The organism is Roseateles sp. Mitsp63 (genome assembly GCF_059491535.1).
Genome location: NZ_CP168509.1, coordinates 4,197,824 through 4,218,066, shown reverse-complemented (window position 1 = coordinate 4,218,066; position 20,243 = coordinate 4,197,824). Strand labels below are relative to the sequence as shown.

Genomic DNA, 20,243 nt, shown 5'->3' with positions numbered 1-20,243 from the left:
GAGACGACGCATGTCCCGCAAGCCCGAGAACAACAGCGAGTCCGGCCCCCTTCCAGGAACCCTCGGCGTGGAGGCGCCGGCGCTTCCTCGCGTTGGAGGCGGCCGCGCGGTCAGGCAGGGCGCGGCCGCGCTCGCGCTGGGCTCGGCGCTGCTGCTGGCGGGCTGCTTCGGGGAGTCGGCGCAGGACCTGGTGAAGTCCGCCAAGGAGCACCTGGACAAGAAGGACAACAAGGGCGCGATCATCCAGCTCAAGAACGCGCTGCAGAAGGACGACTCGCTGGCCGAAGCGCGCTACCTGCTGGCCAAGGCGCTGCTGGACAGCGGCGATGTCGCCGGCGCGGCGATCGAGGCCGACAAGGCCCGCGCGCAGGGCTTCAACGGCGATGCGCTGGTGGCGCTGCAGGCGCGGCTGCTGCTGATGCAGGGCAAGGTCGACGAGACGCTGGGCCAGTTCGGCAACCGCCATCTGCAAAGCGCCGCCGACGAGGCCGACCTGCAGACCACGCTGGTGGGCGCCTACGTGGCCAAGCAGCAGCTGCCGCAGGCGCGCAAGGCGATCGACGCGGCGGTGCGCGCGGCGCCGGACAGCGTGGCGGTGCGGCTGGTCAACGTGCGGCTGCTGACCAGCGAGGGCAAGCTGCCCGAGGCCCGCGAGGAGGTCGAGCGCGTGATCGCCAAGGCGCCGCGATCCGCCGAGGCCTGGGAGCTCAAGGGCGAGCTGCAGGTGCTGGCCGAGGCGCCGGCGGCCGAGTCGATCGCGAGCTTCCGCAAGGCGCTGGAGCTGGACAAGAAGCTGGTGTCGGCCCATGCCGGGCTGGTCAACCAGCTGATGCGCACCGGCGACAAGGCCGGGGCCAAGGAGGCGGTCGCCGCGATGAAGGCGGCCGCGCCGCAGCACGCGCAGACCTTCTACTACGCGGCGGTGTTCGCGCTCGATGGCGGCCAGCTCAAGGAGGCGACCGAGCTGACGCAGGCGCTGATGAAGGCGGCGCCCAACAACGAGCGCGCGCTGTTCCTGGCCGGCCGCGTGGCCCAGGCCAACGGCGACCTGCGCCAGGCCGAGACCCATTTCGCCAAGCTGATCCAGGGCTGGCCCGATGCGCAGCCGGCGCGCGTCGCGCTGGCGCAGCTGCAGCTGCGCGGCGGCGACAACGAGCAGGCGCTGGCGACGCTGCAGCCGGCGCTGGACGCCAAGGCGCCGTCGTCCGAGGTGCTGGCGCTGGCCGCCGAGATCCGTCTCAAGCAGGGGCAGGGCGCCGAGGCAGAACGCTTCCTGTCGCGCGCCGCCGAGGCCAACCCGAATGACGTGCGCAGCCGCGTCGCGCTGGCGCTCAACCAGATCCAGAAGGGCCAGGAGGCGGCCGGCCTGGCGGAGCTGCGCAAGCTCGCCGCCGCGGACAAGGACGTGGTGGCCGATGTCGCGCTGATCAGCGTGCTGGTGCGCAAGAAGGACTACGACGCCGCGACGCAGGCGATCGCGGCGCTGGAGAAGAAGGATCCCAAGTCCTCGACCGCGCCCGAGCTGCGCGGCCGCATGGCGCTGCTGCGCGGCGACCGCGCCGGCGCGCGGGCCCAGTTCGACGAGGCCGTCAAGCGCGAGCCCGGCTCGATGACCGCGGCCAACAGCCTGGTCACGCTGGACCTGCAGGACCGCAAGGCCGATGAGGCGGTCAAGCGCTACGAGACCGTGCTCAAGGCCGACCCCAGGAACCTGCGCGCCGAGATGGCGCTGATGGGCCTGAAGCTCACCCACAAGCTGATCGAGCCGGACGCCGCGGTGAAGCGGCTGACCGAGCTCGCCCGCCAGCATCCGGACGACGCCGGGCCGCGCCAGGCGGCGGTCGGCCTGCTGATGGAGAAGAAGGACTTCAAGGCGGCGCTGTCGCTGGCGCAGGAAGGCGTGACGGCCAGCCCCGACAACGCGTCGCTGGTGGACCTGCTGGGCCAGGTGCAGGCCGCCACCGGCGACCGCCAGCAGGCGATCAGCAGCTTCAACAAGGTCGCGACGCTGCAGCCGCGCTCGCCGCTGGGCGCGATGCGCCTGGCCGACCTGGCGATCAGGAACGGCGACAAGGAGGCCGCCGTCGCGGCGCTCAAGCGCGCCCAGGCCATCGCCCCGGGCGACGCCGAGCTGGCGCGCCAGGTGGTGGAGAAATCGCTGCAGCTGGGCCGGGCCGACCTGGCCGCGGCGGCGGTCAAGGGTCTGCAGGCGGCGCATCCGAGGTTCGGCCTGGGCTGGAAGCTGGAAGGCGACATCGCCCGCGCCCGCAAGGACCTGCCGGCGGCGATCGCCGCCTACCGCAAGGCCGACCAGATGGCCGCGGAGGCCGGCGCCAGCGTCGGCAACACGGAGCTCGCGATCGCGCTGCACGGCGCGCTGGTCGAAGCGGGCCGGCGCGACGAGGCCGAGCGCTACGCCGCCGCCTACACCGCCCGCTACAAGGGCGACGAGCTGTTCCTGTACCACCTGGGCGACGTGGCGCTGAATTCGGGCCGCTACCCCGAGGCCGAGCAGCGCTACCAGGCGGTGCTGGCGGTGAACGGGGACAACGCGGCCGCGCTCAACAACATCGCCTGGCTGCGCCTGCGCGCGGGCAAACCGGACGATGGCTTGAAATTTGCCGAGCAAGCGACCAAGCTCCGGCCCAACGTGCCGCCTTACCTGGACACGCTGGCCGAGGCGCTCGCCGCCAAGGGCCAGACGGCCAAGGCGATCGAGGTGCAGAAGGATGCCGTGAAGCAGGCGCCGTCCGTGCCCGCGTACCGTTTGCGCCTGGCGCAGCTGTACGTGGCCGGCGGCAACAAGGGCGACGCCGAGGTGGAACTCAAGCGCCTGGCGGACCTGGGACCGAATTTCGAGCAACAAGCCGAGGTGCGAAAGCTGCAGGCCGCGATCCGCTGAGGCGCCCGACCACGAGGTCGGACGCCCTGGCGGGCCGAGAGGCGGCGGAGACACCGCACCCGGGGAGGGGACGGTCATGAGCCAGATTCGACGATCCAGTCTTCGCAAGCGCCTGCACCAGGGGCTGCGGCGGCTGTTCTCCTCCTTGCCGCGGCCGGTCCGGTTCGCGATCTACCGCCGCATGGTGGATTGCGATCCGGCGCCGTCGCCGCGGCTGGAGCTCAAGGTCGCGGACACGCAGGAGGAACTCGACGCCTGCTTCCGCATCCTGCACGACGCCTACGTCGGCAGCGGCTTCATGAAGCCGGACCCGAGCGGCCTGCGCGTGACCATCTACCACGCGCTGCCCACGACCACGACGCTGTGCGCCAAGTACGACGGCGTGGTGGTGGGCACGATCTCGATGGTGCGCGAGGGCGTGTTCGGCTTCCCGCTGCAGTCGGTGTTCGACCTGGAGGGCGTGCGGGCCAAGGGCGGCAAGATCGCCGAGATCTCGGCCCTGGCGGTGGCGCCGGCCTTCCGCAAGACCGGCGGCGCGATCCTGTTCCCGCTGATGAAGTTCATGCACCAGTACTGCACCGAGTACTTCGACACCCGGCACCTGGTGATCGCCGTCAACCCCGACAAGATCGAGCTCTACGAGGCGCTGCTGTTCTTCCAGCGCCTGAAGGAGCAGACGGTGGCCGAGTACGACTTCGCCAACGGCGCGCCGGCCGTCGGCGCGACGCTGGACCTGCACGAGGCCGACGCGCTGTTCGAGCGCCACTACCGCGGCAGAAGGCCGCAGAAGAACCTGCACCATTACTTCTTCCGCCACCGGCTGCCCAACATCCAGCTGCCGGAGCGCCGCTTCCACACGACCAACGACCCGGTCATGACGCCGGCGCTGCTGGACCACTTCTTCAACCGCGTGGTGCCGGTGTTCCCGCAGATGGACGACCGCAAGAAGGCGCTGCTGTGGTCGGTGTACCGCGAGGACGCGCAGTTCCGCTCGGTGCTGCCGATGCTCAGCGGCGGCGGGCAGGACCTGGGGCGCTCGCTGCGGCAGTACCCGCGCTACTCGATCCGCTGCCCCGGCCACCTGGACATCCGCGCCGCCAACGACAGCCAGCTGGGCCATTTCGACCTGGACGTGATCGAGGTCTCCGCCCACGGCTTCCAGGCCGAGTGCGACCATGAGCTGCCGCTGCAGGTCGACGGCACCGTCGAGATCGAGCTCGGCCACAACGAGACCGCGCATGTGACCTGCCGCGCGGTGCGCCGCAAGGACACCGAGCAGGGCAGCTTCTACGGCTTCCGCATCGATGAACCCGACCGCCACTGGCGCAGCTTCGTCTCCACGCTGGAGATGGGCACCACCACCAAGGACCTGGCCGCATGACCCACCGCCGCACTGCTCCCCGCCTCGATCCAGCCGCCGCGATGGCGGCGCGGGCGCCGCGCCGGCGCGAACTGCTGGGGCTGGGGGCGTGGGGCGCGCTGGGCGTGGCGGACCTCGCGGGCATCACGGGCCTCATGGGACTCATGGGACTCATGGGCCTCGCGGGCATCGCGCCGGAGGCGCGGGCACAGGAGATGTCCAACACGCTGCCCGACCTGATCGACCGCAGCCGCCAGGCGGTGGTGGCGGTGGGCACCTTCGCGGCGACCGACAGTCCGCGCTTCGGCTTCCGCGGCACCGGCTTCGCCGTCGGCGACGGGCGGCGGATCGTGACCTGCGCGCATGTGATTCCGAATCCGCTCGAGCAGGAACTGATGATCACCGTGCCCGCCGCCGCCAACGCGTCGGGACAGCCGCAGCTGCGGCCCGTGAAGCTGCTGCGCCGCGATGCGGCGCACGACCTCGCGGTGCTGGAGCTGGCCGATGACAAGGGCGCCCTGATCGACGTGCTGGCGCTGGCCGAGGCCGACGGCGCGCAGCCGGTGGTGCGCGAAGGCGCGGCGGTGGCGCTGATGGGCTATCCGATCGGCACCGCGCTGGGCGTGACGATGGCGACGCATCGCGGCACCGTCGCGGCGATCACGCGCGCGGCGCTGCCCGCGCCGACGGCGGGCTCGCTGTCGGATCGCGCGGTGCGCCAGCTGCGCGAGGGCGCGGTCGAGTTCCTGCAGCTCGACGTCACCGCCTATCCCGGCAACAGCGGCGGCCCGCTGCTGGACATCCGCACCGGCAAGGTGGTGGGCGTCGCCAACATGGTGGTGCTCAAGGGCACGCGCGAATCGGCGCTGAGCGCGCCCAGCGGCATCAGCTACGCGGTGCCGGTGAAATACGTCTGGCCCTTGCTCGGCAAATAGGCCCGTAGACGCGCGGCGGGGCCGCCGACCGGCCGATCCCCCTCAGGTCGTCGTCTGCAGGTGCAGCCGGCTGGACTTGCAGCGGTGCAGCGCCTGGTAGTGCTCCACCGGCTTGCCGCCGGCGTTGAAGGCCAGCGATTCGATCCGCAGCAGCGGCTCGTGGCCCTCGACCTGCAGCAGCCGCGCCGTTTCCGCGTCCGGCAGCACGGCGTCGATCCAGCGCTCCGCCTTCACGATGCGCTGGCCGTACTGGCGGCGCAGCACGTCGTACAGCGACCGGTTCTCCAGCTTGGCCCGGTGCAGCCCCGGCGCCAGCTCGGCGGGGATGGCGGTCGCCACCAGCAGCTGCAGCTCGCCATCCACCGAGCGCAGCCGGCGCAGCGCCACCACCTGGCCGCCGGGCGGCAGGGCCAGCGCGCGGGCTTCCTCGTCGGTGGCCTCGCGCAGTTCCTGCCGCAGCACCTGCGTGCGCACGGTGCGGCCCTTGCGCGCCATCTCGTCGGAGAAGCCCAGCACGGTGGAGACGAAGTCCTCGTCCCGCTCCCGCGCCGCCACGAAGGCGCCCTGGCCGCGGATCTTGTAGATCAGCCCGGCGCGGACCAGGTCGGCCAGCGCCTCCCGCACGACGATGCGGGAGATGCCGAACTGGTCGCCGAATTCGGCTTCGGTCGGCAGCCGGGTGCCCACGGCGAGCGTGCCCCCGAGGATGCGTTCGCGCAGGACATCGCGGAACTGCGCCCACAGCGGGGCGCTGGATTGACGGTCAAGGGCCGGCGGCGGCAGGGTCATGGGCAGTTCAGGTGGCGAGCGGTTGAATGGAAGGACAGGGCGGCGGCGCGGGCGCCAATGATGCACCGGCTGGCGCGCCGGACTGGGCGCCAGGTGGCTTGAACCGGGCGTGGTGATGCTGTTGCAGGACGGTCTTGCAGGCATCGAGTTCCGCGTCCCGGCGCAGATGGTCCCAGCCCAGCGCCGCCGCGGCCAGGTCCGCCAGTTCCTCCAGCAGCGCCGGGTGCAATTCTCCCCGGATCGCGAGCAGCGAGCGCCGCAGCACCAGGTCGGTCAGGCGGACCACGCCGGTGTCGCGGCACAGGTAGTCCACCTCCGCCACCGAGTAGCCGGGATGGTGCCGCAGCGGCCGGTCCCCGGCGGCGGCGAAGCGCTCGGCCAGCGCCACCGCGCGCGAGCCGTAGCGCTCCACCAGCGTGGCGGCGCGCTGCGGCGAGCGCAGCGCCGCGCCCACCCGGCTCAGCAGCCGCTCCAGGATGCGCTCGTCGCTCGGATAACCCGCGCCGCCGCCCACCGCGATGTCGCTGGTGCTGCGCAGCCGGCCGCGGCCCAGCTGCCGCAGCACCTCGTCGGCGGCCTGCTCGGCCAGCGAGCGGAAGGTGGTCCATTTGCCGCCCACCAGGCTGGTCAGCGGCAGGCGCCGCGTCTCGTTGGCCGGCTCCACCACGACCGCATGGTCGCGTGAGATCCGCCCCGGGGAATCGGCCGGCGCGCGGCCCAGCGGCCGCACGCCCACGTAGGTGTAGACCACCTGCTCCTGGGCGAAGTGCAGGCGCGGGAACAGCTCGCGCAAGGCGTCCAGCAGGTAGGTGATCTCCGCCGGCTCGGTCCGCACCTGGTCGGGGTCCGTCACCGGAATGTCGGTGGAGCCGATCAGCACGCGGTCCAGGAAGGGATAGACGATGCACACGCGGCCGTCCGGCGCCTCGAAATAGATCATCCGGCCCTTCAGCGCCTCGCGCAGCTGCGGATGGTCCAGCACCAGGTGCGAGCCCTTGGTGCCGATGATCCGGTCCTGGGCGCCGGCCAGCGCCTGCGAGGTCTGGTCCAGCCAGGCGCCGGTGGCGTTGACCATCGTGTCGGCCGTCACGCGCGCCAGCGTGCCGGTGACCTCGTCCCGCAACACCGCGGTGCGGCCCTCGACGCGGATCAGGCGGCAGTAGTTGGCCGCCACCGACTGCGACTGGTCGCGCCAGGCGTCTTCCAGCAGCTCCAGCACCAGCCATTCGGGGTGGCGGATCCACGCGTCGAAATAGGTGGCGGTCCAGCGCACCGAGGTCCGCAGCAGCTCGGCATCGTCGCGCGAGACCTGCTCGATGCGGTGCGTGGGCATCTGGCGCTGGCGCCGGCCCAGCAGGTCGTACAGGCGCAGGCCCAGCTGCACCACGAACAGCCCGCGCGGCTCGGTGCCCGCCTTCAGGCCGGTGAAGCGCAGCAGGCTGCCGAGCAGCCCGCCGTAGCGGCTGGACAGCGGCACCAGCGTCTCCAGCGGTCGCACCAGGTGCGGGGCGTTGCGCAGCAGGCGGTTCCGCTCCTGCGTGGCCTCGGCCACCATCGAGAAGGCGCCGCCCTCGAGGTAGCGCAGGCCGCCGTGGATCATGCGCGAGGGCGCGCTCGTGGCGCCGGAGGAGAAGTCGCCCTTGTCCACCAGCAGGCAGTCCACGCCCTGCAGCGACAGGTCGCGGAAGACGCCCACGCCATTGATGCCGCCGCCGATGATCAGGGTCGAGAAATGCCGGCCGTCCAGCGCGGCGGGGCGGACCAGATGGGAGGGCGGCAAGGGGTGGTCGCGGCGCGTGCTCATGCCTGGTCCTCCGCGAGGTGGGTGAAGGCCGGGCGCAGGTGGTCCACCAGCTCGTGCAGGCCGTCGTAGTAGTCGGCGTGGGCGGACAGCGCGGGCAGGTCGGGCTCGACCCAGGTCATCGGCGGCGCCGGCAGCCCGGGAAGTCCTTGCGAGCGCGCGGCATAGCCGGCGGCGCCGCGCGCGCCGGACTCGTCATCGCCGCAGCGCTGCACCGGGTGGCCCAGGAAGGTGGCGATCAGCCGCACCAGCCGGATGTCCCGGGCGCCGCCGCCGAGCGCGGCCACGCGGCCCGGCACGCCCAGCCCGAACGAGGCCAGCCGCGCCAGGTGCCGGGCATGCAGCGCGGCCACCGCATCCACCACGGCGCGGGCCATGTGCGCGCGGTCGTGATGGGCCTTCAGGCCGATGAAGCCCGCCGTCGCGCCTTCGGGGGCGCCGCCGCCATTGATGAAGGGCAGGAAGCGCAGGCCGTTCGCGCCCAGCGGCACGGTCATGGCGCAGTCCACCGCCTCGGCCGGCGAGGCGAACTGCAGCGCCCGCGCCAGCCAGCCGATGTTGGCCATCGACGACGGGCTGTTGTCCAGATAGAGCCGCCGGTCCGCGCCCTCCGTCTCGTGGCCGACATGCACGATCGCGCCCACCGCCGGCTTGGGCTCGATCGCCCGGCCCATCACCGCGTTGACGCACCAGGTGCCGAGCACCGCCACGGCCTGGCCGCTGCGGTCCGCCCCCACGGCCGCGAGCGAGGCCAGCACGTCGATGGCGCCGGCGGCCACCGGCAGATGGGCGGGCAGGCCGGTCTTCGCGGCGCGTCCGGGCAGCAGATGCCCGATGACGGCGCCGGGCGGCAGCCGCAGCGGCAGGACGGCCGGCCCCAGGTCGGCCAGTCCGGCGGCCTCGAAGGCCAGCCGCGAGGGCGTGCCCGTCGCCAGCGACAGCAGCCCGGCGGTGCCCAGGTCGCTGGCGTCGGTGGCCAGCTCGCCGGTGAGTAGCAGCGCCAGGTAGTCCTTCGCGAAGGCCAGCCGATGCAGCGCGCCGCGCTGCACGGCGCCCAGCCCGAGCAGCTCCGCCGCCAGCAGCGTCGGCTGACCCGCCCCCGGGGGGCCGCCGACCTCGTCGAACAGCTCCGGCCCGCAGCGCACGGCCAGCGCGCGGGCCCGGGCGCCGGCGCGCTGGTCGGTCGAGGCCACCGCGCGCCCGCGCAGCAGCCGCAGGTCCCGGTCCAGCGCATAGAGGCCCGCGCCATGGCCCGTGCAGCAGATCGCCCGCACGTGCTTGCGCCGCTCCCCGAGCTGGCCGGCCACCGCCTGCAGCGCGTCCATCAGGACCCGCTCGATCGCGTCGCCGCTCAATTCACAGCCGCCGTCGGCGAGGCGGAAAAAGGGCAGGGCCGATCCCGCGCTCGCGAGCGTGGCGCCCGAGCCGGAGTCGAACGCCACGGCCTTGAGGCCGGTGGAACCCATGTCGATGCCGATGAAGAGGTGTGTGTTCATGTCATAACATCGTGCCGACGTCTTAACGCTTTCTTAGCAGTGTTTTCCCTAGTAATCGGCTATTTCGTGCGGCGTATATTACGTAGATGTCATAACAACGTTGTGACAGAAACCTAGGACAAGCGCCATGCCCGGCGCAGACAGGAGACGAGATGCGACGCGACTTCCTCAAGACTGCCGCGATCACGGCAGCGGGTCTTTCCACCGGCCCGGCCTTCGCGCAGAACCAGGCCAATCCCCAGGCCGGTTCCCAGGCCACTCCCCAGGCCGGTCCCGGCCTGCGCGGCAACGCCACCGACACCTACGTGATGAACGTGATGGTCTCGGGCGTGGAGTACTGGTTCCCGGTCTACGAAATGATGAAACAGGCGGGCCGCTCGCTGGGCGTGAAGACGCGCTACAGCGGCACGCCGGAGTACGACGTCAACAAGCAGCTGGCGTCCTTCGAGCAGGAGCTGGCGCGCAAGCCGGCCGGCATCCTGCTGCATCCGATGAATCCGGATCCCTTCATCGAGCCCATCAACCGGGCCGCGGCGATGGGCATCCCGGTGGTGACCTTCGCCGCGGATTCGCCCAACTCGCGGCGCGTCTCCTTCGTCACCTCGGACAACCAGCGCGAGGGCGAGCAGGCCGCCGACGCGATCGCCGCGGCCATGGGCGGCAAGGGCGAGTACGCGGTGCTCGAGAACCCGGGCCAGGACAACCACGACCGCCGGATCGCGGCCTTCGTCGGCCGCATGAAGGCCAGGCACCCCGGCATGAAGCTGGCCGGCCGCGCCGCCACCAACCAGGACCCGAACAAGGCCTACCAGGCGGTGCTGAGCCTGGTGCAGGCCAACCCCAACCTGGGCGCGCTGTTCATGCCGGAGGCCAACTCGGCGCTCGGCGCGGCGCAGGCCAAGGTGGAGAGCCGCAAGAACGTCCGCGTGATGTGCTGCGACGTCAACGCCAAGATCCTGGACATGATCAAGTCGGGCGATGTGTTCGGCGCGGTCAATCCCAATCAGGGCGTGCAGGGCTACATGGGGATGATGCTGCTGTTCCTGGCGCGTCATGCCTCGCTGATCGACCCGATGAACGACGCCCGGCGCAACGGCACCAATCCGATGGCAGTGCCCTTCCTGGACAACGGCCTGTCCATCGTCAGCAAGGCCAACGCCGACGATTTCTACTGGGACAGGTATCTGGCGCGCCGGGGCGGGAAGGGCATCAACGAATGAGCGCGGCCAGTCCTCCGATGCTGGCCCTGCAGGGCGTGCGCAAGCGCTACGGCGCGGTGACGGCGCTCGCCGGGGTCAGCCTCACCGCCCATCGCGGCGAGATCCATGCGCTGTGCGGCGAGAACGGCGCCGGCAAGTCCACGCTGATGAAGATCGTCAGCGGCATCGTGCAGCCTGATGCCGGCGAGCTGCGCCTGAACGGCCGCGCGCTGCGGCTGGACGGGCCGGCCCACGCCATGCGGCAGGGCATCGGCCTGGTGCACCAGGAGATCGCGCTGTGCGACGACGCCACCGTGGCCGAGAACATGTTCATGGCCGAGGTGGGCCGCGGCGGGCGGCCCTGGATGGATTACCGCGACCTGAAGTACCGGGCCGCGCAGGTGCTGGCGCGGCTGTCGCCGGACATCGATCCGGCCCGGCGGGTGAGCCAGCTCAGCCTGTCGCAGCAGCAGCTGGTGGAGATCGCCAAGGCGCTGACGCTGGACTGCAAGGTGCTGATCCTGGACGAGCCCACGGCCGCGCTCACCGGGCAGGAATCGGGCGCGCTGTTCCGCGTGCTGCACGGCCTGAAGGCGCGCGGCATGGCCATCGTCTACATCAGCCACCGCATGGCCGAGATCTTCGAGCACTGCGATCGCGCCACGGTGCTGCGCGATGGCCGGGACGTCTTCAGCGCGCCGCTGGCCAGGACCAGCGCCGATGAGCTGGTGCGCTGCATGGTCGGCCGCGACCTGACGCAGTACTTCCCGCCCAAGGCGGAGGCGATCGACACCGCGGGCGATCCGCTGCTGCAGGTGGACGGCCTGTGCGACCTGCAGGACCGGGTCAGCGAGGTCTCCTTCGCGCTGCGCCCGGGCGAGATCCTGGGCATCGCCGGCCTGATGGGCGCGGGCCGGACGGAGCTGGCCGAGACGGTCTGCGGCCTGCGGCCCGCGCGCCGCGGCACGGTGCGCCTGCGCGGCCGGCCGCTGCGCGTGCGCCGCTATCGCGACGCGCTGCGCGGCGGCCTGGCCTACCTGAGCGAGGACCGCAAGGCCGCCGGCGTGTTCCTGGACCTGTCGATCGCGCAGAACGTGGCCGCCATGGCGCTGGACCGGGTCAGCTCGCGCTGGGGCTGGCTGCGCCGGTCCGCCGAATGCGAGATGGCCCGCGACCTGGGCCGCCGGCTCAAGCTCAAGTCCGATGGGGTGGAGGTCTGCGCCGCCTGCCTGTCCGGCGGCAATCAGCAGAAGGTGGCCATCGCCAAGCTGCTGGCCACGCGGCCGTCGGTGCTGCTGATGGACGAGCCCACGCGCGGCGTGGACGTCGGCGCCAAGTCCGAGATCCATCACCTGCTGCGCGACCTGGCGCGCCAGGGCATGGGCATCGTGGTGATCTCGTCCGAGCTGCCCGAGATCATCGGCCTGTGCGATCGCGCGCTGGTGGTGCGCGAGGGGCGCATCGCCGGCGAGCTCGGCGGCGCCGCCATGACGGAAGAGGCGCTGCTGCGCCTCGCTTCAGGATTCACGAAAGAGGAGAGCGCCTGATGGCCAAGTTCGATCTGTCCCGCTTCGGCGGCACCGGGGCGCTGCCGCTGACGGGGATCTCCCCGGGCGTGGCCTTGCCGGCGGCGGCCGGCGCCCATCCGGCGGCCGGACGGCGCGCCCACCTGCGGGAGGCCGGCCTGCTGCTGATCATCGCCGCCCTGTGCGGGATGATGAGCCTCGCCTCGCCGCACTTCCTCACCGTGGACAACGTGCGCGCCATGCTGCTGTCCTTCTCCATCGAGGGCATCGTGGTGGTGGGCATGACGGTGCTGCTGATCGTCGGCGGCATCGACCTGTCGGTGGGCTCGGTGGTGTGCCTGGCCATGGTGGTGACCGGCAAGCTCTTCCTGATGGGCCTGGACCCCTGGACCGCCGGCGTCCTGGCCATCGGCGCGAGCGCGCTGGTGGGCGCGGCCATCGGCGGCTGCGTCAGCGGCATCGGGCTGAGCCACTTCATCGCCTCGCTGGCCTTCATGGTGATCGTGCGCGGACTGTGCCTGGCGCTCACGCAGGGCACGCCGCAATCGCTGTTCGCGCTGCCGGCCGGGTTCAAGTTCATCGGGCAGGGCGCGGTGGCGGGCGTGCCGGTGGTGATCCTGATCTTCCTGGCGGTGGTGGCGCTGAGCGATCTGGCGCTGCGCCGCGCCACCGTCATGCGGCGCGTGTTCTACACCGGCAGCAACGAGAAGGCGGCGCTGTACTCGGGCATCCGCACCGGGCGCGTGAAGTTCTGGGTCACGGTGCTGTGCGCCGCGCTGGCCGGCCTGGCCGGGGTCATCTACACCGCCCGCTTCGGCGCCGCGACGCCCACCTTCGGCGCCGGCATGGAGCTCAACGTCATCGCCGCCGTGGTGATCGGCGGGGCCAGCCTCAAGGGCGGCTCCGGCACGGTGCTGGGCGCCGTGCTCGGACTGGCGCTGCTGTCGGTGGTGACCAGTTCCCTCATCCTGCTGGACGTGTCGCCGTACTGGCAGGACATGATCAAGGGCGCCATCCTGCTGGCCGCCGTGACCATCGACCATCTCTTGAACGTACGAAAGGCATCGCGATGAGTGAAGACGCCATCAAGTCCGCCCGCGCGGCGGGCCCGGTCCGGCTGGGGGCCTCCGGCCTGCGCTGCGAGTCCGTCGGCCTGGGCACCTGGGCCATGGGCGGCTGGATGTGGGGCGGGCAGGACGATCAGGGGGCGGTCGACGCCATCCGCGCGTCGCTGGACGCGGGGATCTCGCTGATCGACACCGTGCCCGCCTACGGGCTCGGGCATGCGGAGGCGCTGGTGGGCGCCGCGCTCAAGGGCCGGCGCCACGACGCGGTGATCGCCACCAAGTGCGGGCTGGTCTGGCACACGCGCCAGGGGCGGCACTTCTTCGACGAGGACGGCCAGTCGGTCCACCGCTTCCTCGGCCGCGCGGCCATCCTGCACGAGGCCGAGCAAAGCCTGCGCCGGCTGCGCACCGATTACATCGACCTCTACATCACCCATTGGCAGGACGACACCACGCCGGTGGAGGAGACCATGGACGCGCTGCTGACGCTCAAGCGGCAGGGAAAGATCCGCGCGATCGGCGTGAGCAACGTGGATGCGCCCACGCTGCGCGAGTACCTGCGCCACGGGCCGGTGGATGCCATCCAGGAGAAGTACAGCCTGCTGGATCGCGCCATCGAGCGCGACCTGGTGCCGCTGTGCCGCGACCACGGCGTGGCGGTGATGGGCTACGCCAGCCTGGCGATGGGGCTGCTCTCGGGTCCCATCGACGCGGCCCGCCGGTTTTCCGGCGATGACCAGCGCGCCGGCAACCCGCGCTTCGGCGACGAGCATCGCGCCGCGCTGCGCGGCTTCTTCGCCGAGCTGGAACCGCTGCGCGCCGCGATGGACGTGACCTTCTCCCAGCTGATGGTGGCCTGGACCACGCAGAGCGGCGCGGTGGACATCGCGCTGTGCGGCGCGCGCCGGGCCGCGCAGGCGGTGGAGAACGCCGCAGCCGCCGGCGTGGTGCTGAGCGCCGCCGAGCTGCTCACGGTGGACCGGGCGGCCCGCCACTACCTCAAGGCGCTGATGGACCCGGCGCCCGCGGGAGGCTGACCCGCCTCCCGACCGCTCACCACTTCCCGCCTTCCCCGGGGCCCGGCCCCTCGTGATGGCGCCTTTCGCGGCGCCAGGGGAGGGGCTTCGCCTGGATTTCCTCGACCGACACGGAGGGCCTCATGGCCGACCACAAGATTGCCCGTCTCACCCGCCTCCTGCGCCATGGCCGATGCCTGGACATCGCCGTGGACCACGGCGTCTGCAACGAACCGTCCTTCCTCGTCGGGCTGGAGGACATGCCGCGCGTCATGGACCAGCTGGTGGAGGCGCGCCCCGATGCCATCCAGCTGAACTACGGCCAGGCCGACCTGCTGCAGCGCCGCGTGCACAAGGACCGGCCCGCGCTGGTGATGCGCGTGGACATGGGCAACCCGTACAACACCACGGTGCACCGCCACATGTGGGCCGTGCTGCAGAACGAGGCGGACCCGGTGCTGCCGGCGGTGCAGATGGATGCGGCCTGCGCCGTGATCAACCTCTTCATGCTGCCCGGCGAGCCCGACCTGTTCCGGCAGTGCATCGCCAACATCGCCCGCGTGCGCGCCGACTGCGACCGCTACGGCATGCCGCTGATGATCGAGCCGCTGGTGATGGCGCCGCACGCGGAGCGCGGCGGCTACATGGTCGACGGCGACGCCGAGAAGATCGTGACGCTGGTGCGCCTGGCCCGCGAGCTGGGCGCCGACATCGTCAAGGCCGATCCCACCGCCGATCCGGTGGAGTTCCACCGCGTGGTGGAGGCGGCGCGCTGCCCGGTGCTGGTGCGGGGCGGCGGCAAGGAGGACCTGCGCCAGGTCTTCCAGCGCTCGCGCGTGCTGCTGGACCAGGGCGCCGCCGGCATGGTGTACGGGCGCAACGTCTACCAGCATGCCGAGCCCGCCGCCGTCGTGCTGGGCCTGATGGCCATGATCCACGAGGGCGCCAGCGCCGAGACCGCCTGGCGGCTCTACCAGGAGGCCGATCCCAGGCGGCAGGCCGCCTGAGTTCCGGCGGTCCCCGCGTTCCCGCGTTCCCGCGCTCACTCCCCCCGCCATGACGGCTCCGCAGAGAGCCGCCTCGTCCAACGCCAGGAGACATCGCATGAAGGTCCGTTCAGGCGCGATCGCGCTCATTGTTCTGCTCGGGGCATTCCTCGCCCACGCCGCCGTCACCGGCACCTCGCCCGCCCAGACCCTGCAACGGGCCGTGGCCGCCGTGGCCTCACTCGCGCAGGCGCGGCTGGCCGCCACGGGGCCCGGGCTGGGCAACCTGACCTACACGCAGGCGCAACTCTTCAAGCCGATCTCCTGGATCAAGAGCGAGACCTCGCCGGGCGCGGGGGACGGCGACATCCCCTTCCGCCACGAAGGCCGCAAGGACTACGGCACCAACGTGGCGCTGATGGTCAACGGCTACTTCCTGACGATGTTCGCGCCGGACAGCGGCCAGTCCACCGGGGGCTTCCTGCTCTACGACGTCTCCGACCCGCGCAACATCCGGCTGGTCAAGAAGATCTACGACCCCGCCGGCACCACCGCCGAGTTCCGCGAGCCGCATGCCATCGGCTCGGCCACGATCAACGGCCGGCTGTACATCGTGGTGCCCAGCACCAAGGGCGTCGAGTTCTGGGACTTCACCGACGTCAACGACATCCGCCAGGTGAAGAAGGTGGTGCTGCCCACCGTGGACGGGGGCGACTACGCCAAGGTGAGCTGGCAGCTGTGGTGGCAGGCGCCCTACCTGTACGTGGCCTCGGCCGATGACGGCATCTACATCGTCGACGCGAAGGATCCGGCCAACGCCGTCATCGCCAATCGCGGCGAGGGCCGGCCCAACCCAGTCCCCACCGGCGAGCTCGGCGGCTTCCGCGTGGGCCCGATCTTCACGATGGGCAACCACATGGTGATCTCGTCGATGGAGACCAGCACCGGGCTGGCCAGCCTGGACATCTCGGACCCGCTCAATCCGAAGTTCGTCGACGGCGTGGGCGCGCTGCCGTTCTATTACGCGACCTGCTTCGACGGGCTGAAGCTGTATGGCTCGGCGCGCAATGCCGACGGCAGGATGTTCGGCTACGACCTGAGCGATCCGGGCCGCTTCGTGGCCGAGGACCAGCGCCTGGCGATTCCCGACCAGCTCTACTGCGCGACGCAGGACGATTTCGTGTTCCAGGGCGCGCAGGAAAAGGTCCACAAGGTCAGCGTCAAGGACCCGCTGAACCACCTCGAAGTGGGCCATGGCGCGCTGTTCGCCGAGGGCTCCGAGGCGGCGCATCACTCCGACCACGGGCAGGTGATGCCGATGGGCAACCTCGTCTACGTCGGCAACGACCACGGCAGCGGCAGCGGCTTCATCGTCCACGACCGCAACAAGGACCTCACGCCGCCGAAGGTGCGGACGGTGTCGCCGCGGCCGGGTTCGCAGGGGCAGGCCTTGACCTCGCGCATCGGCGTGGCCTTCAGCGACAGCATCCTGCATGGCTCCGTCAACGCGGCCAGCTTCATCGTGCGGCCCAAGGGCGGCAGCCCGATCGCGGGCACCTACAGCGTGCAGCTGGGCATCGTGAACTTCGCGCCGGCGCAGCCGCTCCAGCCCGGCACGACCTACGAGGTGAGCATCCCCGCCCAGGGCGTGCGGGACTACGCCGGCAACGCCATCACCGAAGCCTACAAGGCCGAGTTCACCACCGAGCCGGCGCAGACCGTCCACAACTGGCCGCTGAGCGCCAGCCTGGCCGACGTGGTCGGCGGCAACAACGGCCAGGCCTCGCCGGCCGATGCCTTCGCCGACGGCGCGCTGAACTTCGCCGGGCGCAGCGGCGGCGTGCCGCTGGCCAGCGACAGCGTCGCCACCACGCTGGGCGGCTCCGCCACGCTGAGCTTCCACATGCGCACGACGCAGGCCGGGGCGGCCACGCCGGCGGCGGCGCCGGGCATCTTCGGGCGCGACCAGGCCGGCGGGCAGGACGACGTGTTCTGGGGCTGGATCGACGTCCAGGGGCGCCTGCGGCTCAGCGTGGGCGAGGCGAGCAGCGCCAACCCCGGCGTCGCGTCCACCGTCGTCGTCAATGACGGCGCCTGGCATCACGTGATCCTCAGCCGCGACGCGGTCACCGGCATGCAGGTGATGTACGTGGATGGCATCCGCACCACCGCGCCCGGGCTGACCGGCGCGCGTGGACTCAACACCAGGTTCCGGACCCTGGGCCAGTTCGAAGGCGCCGCCGACTTCTTCCGCGGCAGCCTCTCCAACGTGCGGGTGTACGGGCGCGTGCTGACCGATGCGCAGGCCGTGGCGATGGCGGGCGTGGTGCATCACTGGCCACTGCTGAGCACGCTCCGGGATGTCGCGGGCGGCGTCCATGGCGTCTCGGGCGCGGGCGACGCCTTTGGCGAGGGCGGCCTGAACCTGGCCAGCCGCAGCGCCGGCGTGGAGCTGGGCAGCGACGCCGTCGCGGTCACCTTGAGCCGGTCCGCGAGCGTGGCCTTCCACATGAAGACGACGCAGACCGGCCACGCCGATCCGTGGCGCGCCCCCGGCCTGTTCGGGCGGGACGAGTCCGGCGGCACCAACGACATGTTCTGGGGCTGGCTGGACGACGGCGGCCGGCTGCGGCTGTCGGTGGGCAACCTGTCCTCGGACAACCCGGGCACGGCGTCCCCCCAGCCGGTCAACGATGGGCAGTGGCATTTCGTCGTCATGACCCGCAATGCCATCACCGGCGCGCAGGCCCTCTACGTGGACGGCGTGAAGACCACGGGCACCGGCACGGCCGGGGTCTTCGGCCTGGCGAGCAAGTTCAGGCGGCTGGGGCAGATCGAGGGCAACGACGAGTTCTTCCGCGGCGTGCTCTCCAACGTGCGCGTGTTCGACCGCGCGCTCAGCGACGCCGAGGCCGCCAGCCTGCTGACCCGGCCGACGGTCCGCGTGCCGGGCCAGGCCGGCGAGGAATGGGTGGGCGTGAACCAGCGCGTCAATTTCCATCCGGCGGCGCTGGCCCGCGCGGGCGCGCAGTACAGCTGGAACTTCGGCGACGGCTCCGCGAGGACCGCCTTCAGCGGCACGCTGGCCACCTCCCACGCGTTCAGCGCGCCGGGCCACTACACGGTCGTCCTGACGGTGCGCCAGTCCGATGGCACCGAGTCCTACTACGCCTTCCAGCGCACGGCCACCCGGCCGCTCACCGCGCGCGCGCCGGCCCACAGCACCAACATCACCGGCGCGGGCAGCCGCGTCTACAGCGTCAATCCGGACAGCGGCACGGTGGCCGCGATCGACACGGCCACGCAGTCCAAGGTGTGGGAGACCGCGGTCGGCAACGATCCGAAGACGCTGGCCGTGGCGCCGGACGGGCGCGTCTGGGTGACGGTGCAGGGCGATGACAAGCTGGTGGCGCTGGCGGCCGACGGCACGGTGGCGCGGACGGTGCAACTGGCCTATGGCAGCGGGCCGCATGGCGTGGTGTTCACGCCGGACGGGCTGAGCGGCCTGGTGACGCTGGAATCGAAGTCCCAATTGATCAGCATCGATCCGGTCAGCGGCGCCACCGTCCGGACGCTCTCGCTGGACGGCGACCTGCGGGGCCTGGCGGTGACTGCGGATTCGCAGGACGCATACGTGACCCGCTTCCGCTCGCTCGCGGGCGGCGCGCAGGTGCATCGCGTCCATCTGCCGGCCTGGCGGCTCACGCAGACGGTGCCGCTGCAGGTGGACACCACCACCGTGGATGCGGAGAACCGCGCCCGCGGCGTGCCCAATTACCTGCATCAGATCGTGATCTCGCCCGATGGCACGCGCGCCGCGCTGCCGTCCAAGAAGGACAACATCGCGCGCGGCGGCTTCCGCGACCAGCAGCCGCTGGAACATGACCGCACGGTGCGTTCCATCGTCAGCCAGATCGCGCTGGCGGCCCATTCGGTCGAGGTCTTCGCGGAGCAGCTCGACTTCAACGACCGGGCGCCGGCCCGCGCGGTGGTGTATTCGCCCAAGGGCGACTACCTGTTCGTCGCGCAGATGGAGGGCAACCGCGTCGCCATCGTCGACGCCTACAACCGCGCCATCCGCGGCGAGATCGAGACCGGCCGGGCGCCGCACGGGCTGTACCTCGACGCGGCCACCCAGCGGCTCTACATCAACGACTTCCTCGGCCGCAGCGTCACCGTGCAGGACGTGAGCGCGGTGCTGTCGTCCGCGTCCTTCGCCTCGAGGCGGCTCGCGACCGTGCCGGTGGTGGCGCGGGAGCCGCTGACGGCCTCGGTGCTGCGCGGCAAGAAGATCTTCTACAACGCGGCCGACCCCCGCATGAGCCGGGACAACTACATGTCCTGCGCCAGCTGCCATGCCGATGGCGGCGACGACGGCACGGTGTGGGACTTCACCCAGCGCGGCGAGGGCCTGCGGCGCACGATCAGCCTGAAGGGAAGGGGAGGCCTGGGCCATGGCCGCCTGCACTGGAGCGCCAACTTCGACGAGGTGCAGGACTTCGAGGGCGACATCCGGCGCCATCTCGGCGGCACCGGCTTCATGAGCGATGCGGACTTCCAGGCCACCGTCGACGCGCTGGGCATGGCCAAGGCCGGCCGCAGCGCGGCGCTGGACGACCTGGCGGCCTACGTCGGCTCGCTGACCCGCTACCCGCGCAGCCCATATCGCGAGGCCGGCGGCCAGTTGAGTCCCGTCGCCCTGCAGGGGCAGCGCCTGTTCACCCAGCTCCAGTGCGCCACCTGCCATGGCGGCGCGGCGCTGCGCGACGGGCTGCGGCATGACGTCGGCACGCTCCAGCCCTCGTCCGGCCAGGGCAACGGCGAGCCGCTGGCGGGCAAGGGCATCGACACGCCGACGCTGCGCGCGCTGTGGGTCAACCGCCAGTACTTCCACAACGGCCAGGCCGCCTCGCTCGACGAGGTGCTGCGCAAGCCCGGTCACGGCAACGCGGCGGGCCGCCCGCAGGCGGACCGCGATGCGCTGACCGTCTACCTCAACTCGCTGGATGGCTCGCCCTGAGCCGCCACTGGCGGGGCACCCCGGCGGCGCCCCGGCCCCTCTTCCGAAGGAGTATCCGCTTGAGCCTCTTCCCTCCCGAGACGGCCCCCAAGGCCCCGAGCGCGGCCGATCGTCCGCATCCTCATCCCCATCGACTGGCGGGCGCG

12 protein-coding genes are annotated in these 20,243 nt (G+C 71.7%); 9 read left to right on the top strand and 3 right to left on the bottom strand.

Annotation, left to right across the window (positions count from 1 at the left end):
• Positions 1 to 10 precede the first annotated feature (10 nt).
• The 3 genes from prsT (at position 11) to ACEN96_RS18305 (ending at position 5,197) form a co-directional block, all read left to right on the top strand.
• Complete coding sequence (gene prsT / locus ACEN96_RS18315; RefSeq protein ID WP_495584500.1) at positions 11 to 2,902, top strand: XrtA/PEP-CTERM system TPR-repeat protein PrsT; 2,892 nt, start codon at positions 11 to 13, stop codon at positions 2,900 to 2,902.
• Between the two features lie 76 nt (positions 2,903 to 2,978).
• Positions 2,979 to 4,283: a GNAT family N-acetyltransferase gene (locus ACEN96_RS18310; protein WP_495584499.1), complete on the top strand. Its 1,305-nt coding sequence runs from the start codon at positions 2,979 to 2,981 to the stop codon at positions 4,281 to 4,283.
• Positions 4,280 to 5,197: a S1 family peptidase gene (locus ACEN96_RS18305; protein ID WP_495584498.1), complete on the top strand. Its 918-nt coding sequence runs from the start codon at positions 4,280 to 4,282 to the stop codon at positions 5,195 to 5,197. The genes ACEN96_RS18310 and ACEN96_RS18305 overlap by 4 nt, the downstream gene beginning before the upstream one ends.
• Before the next feature lie 42 nt (positions 5,198 to 5,239).
• On the opposite strand, the gene ACEN96_RS18300 is transcribed toward ACEN96_RS18305, so the two are convergent.
• The 3 genes from ACEN96_RS18300 to ACEN96_RS18290 are packed head-to-tail and all read right to left on the bottom strand — an operon-like array spanning position 5,240 to position 9,283.
• Positions 5,240 to 5,986 carry a GntR family transcriptional regulator gene (locus tag ACEN96_RS18300; RefSeq protein WP_495584497.1) on the bottom strand — a complete coding sequence of 249 codons (747 nt, stop codon included), beginning with the start codon at positions 5,984 to 5,986 and terminating at the stop codon, positions 5,240 to 5,242.
• A 7-nt stretch (positions 5,987 to 5,993) separates the two neighbouring features.
• A complete protein-coding gene (locus ACEN96_RS18295; protein WP_495584496.1) occupies positions 5,994 to 7,790 on the bottom strand; it encodes a glycerol-3-phosphate dehydrogenase/oxidase in 1,797 nt (598 codons plus the stop codon).
• On the bottom strand, positions 7,787 to 9,283 hold the full coding sequence (locus ACEN96_RS18290) for an FGGY family carbohydrate kinase (RefSeq protein WP_495584495.1): 1,497 nt from the start codon (positions 9,281 to 9,283) through the stop codon (positions 7,787 to 7,789). The genes ACEN96_RS18295 and ACEN96_RS18290 overlap by 4 nt, the downstream gene beginning before the upstream one ends.
• A gap of 152 nt (positions 9,284 to 9,435) precedes the next feature.
• Between ACEN96_RS18290 and ACEN96_RS18285 the strand changes: the two genes are divergently transcribed.
• From ACEN96_RS18285 to ACEN96_RS18260, 6 genes are all read left to right on the top strand, one after another.
• Positions 9,436 to 10,503, top strand: coding sequence for a substrate-binding domain-containing protein (locus tag ACEN96_RS18285; protein ID WP_495584494.1), 1,068 nt, complete (start codon positions 9,436 to 9,438; stop codon positions 10,501 to 10,503).
• On the top strand, positions 10,500 to 12,029 hold the full coding sequence (locus ACEN96_RS18280; protein WP_495584493.1) for a sugar ABC transporter ATP-binding protein: 1,530 nt from the start codon (positions 10,500 to 10,502) through the stop codon (positions 12,027 to 12,029). Before ACEN96_RS18285 ends, ACEN96_RS18280 begins: the two co-directional genes overlap by 4 nt.
• Positions 12,029 to 13,081 (top strand): ABC transporter permease, encoded by a 1,053-nt coding sequence (locus ACEN96_RS18275; protein WP_495584492.1) that lies wholly within the window; start codon positions 12,029 to 12,031, stop codon positions 13,079 to 13,081. The genes ACEN96_RS18280 and ACEN96_RS18275 overlap by 1 nt, the downstream gene beginning before the upstream one ends.
• Positions 13,078 to 14,112: an aldo/keto reductase gene (locus ACEN96_RS18270; protein ID WP_495584491.1), complete on the top strand. Its 1,035-nt coding sequence runs from the start codon at positions 13,078 to 13,080 to the stop codon at positions 14,110 to 14,112. The genes ACEN96_RS18275 and ACEN96_RS18270 overlap by 4 nt, the downstream gene beginning before the upstream one ends.
• A 122-nt stretch (positions 14,113 to 14,234) precedes the next feature.
• On the top strand, positions 14,235 to 15,098 hold the full coding sequence (locus ACEN96_RS18265; RefSeq protein ID WP_495584490.1) for a class I fructose-bisphosphate aldolase: 864 nt from the start codon (positions 14,235 to 14,237) through the stop codon (positions 15,096 to 15,098).
• A 97-nt stretch (positions 15,099 to 15,195) separates the two neighbouring features.
• Entirely contained in the window at positions 15,196 to 20,097 is a 4,902-nt protein-coding gene (locus ACEN96_RS18260; protein WP_495584489.1) for a LamG-like jellyroll fold domain-containing protein, read from the top strand.
• The last annotated feature ends 146 nt before the right edge of the window (positions 20,098 to 20,243 follow it).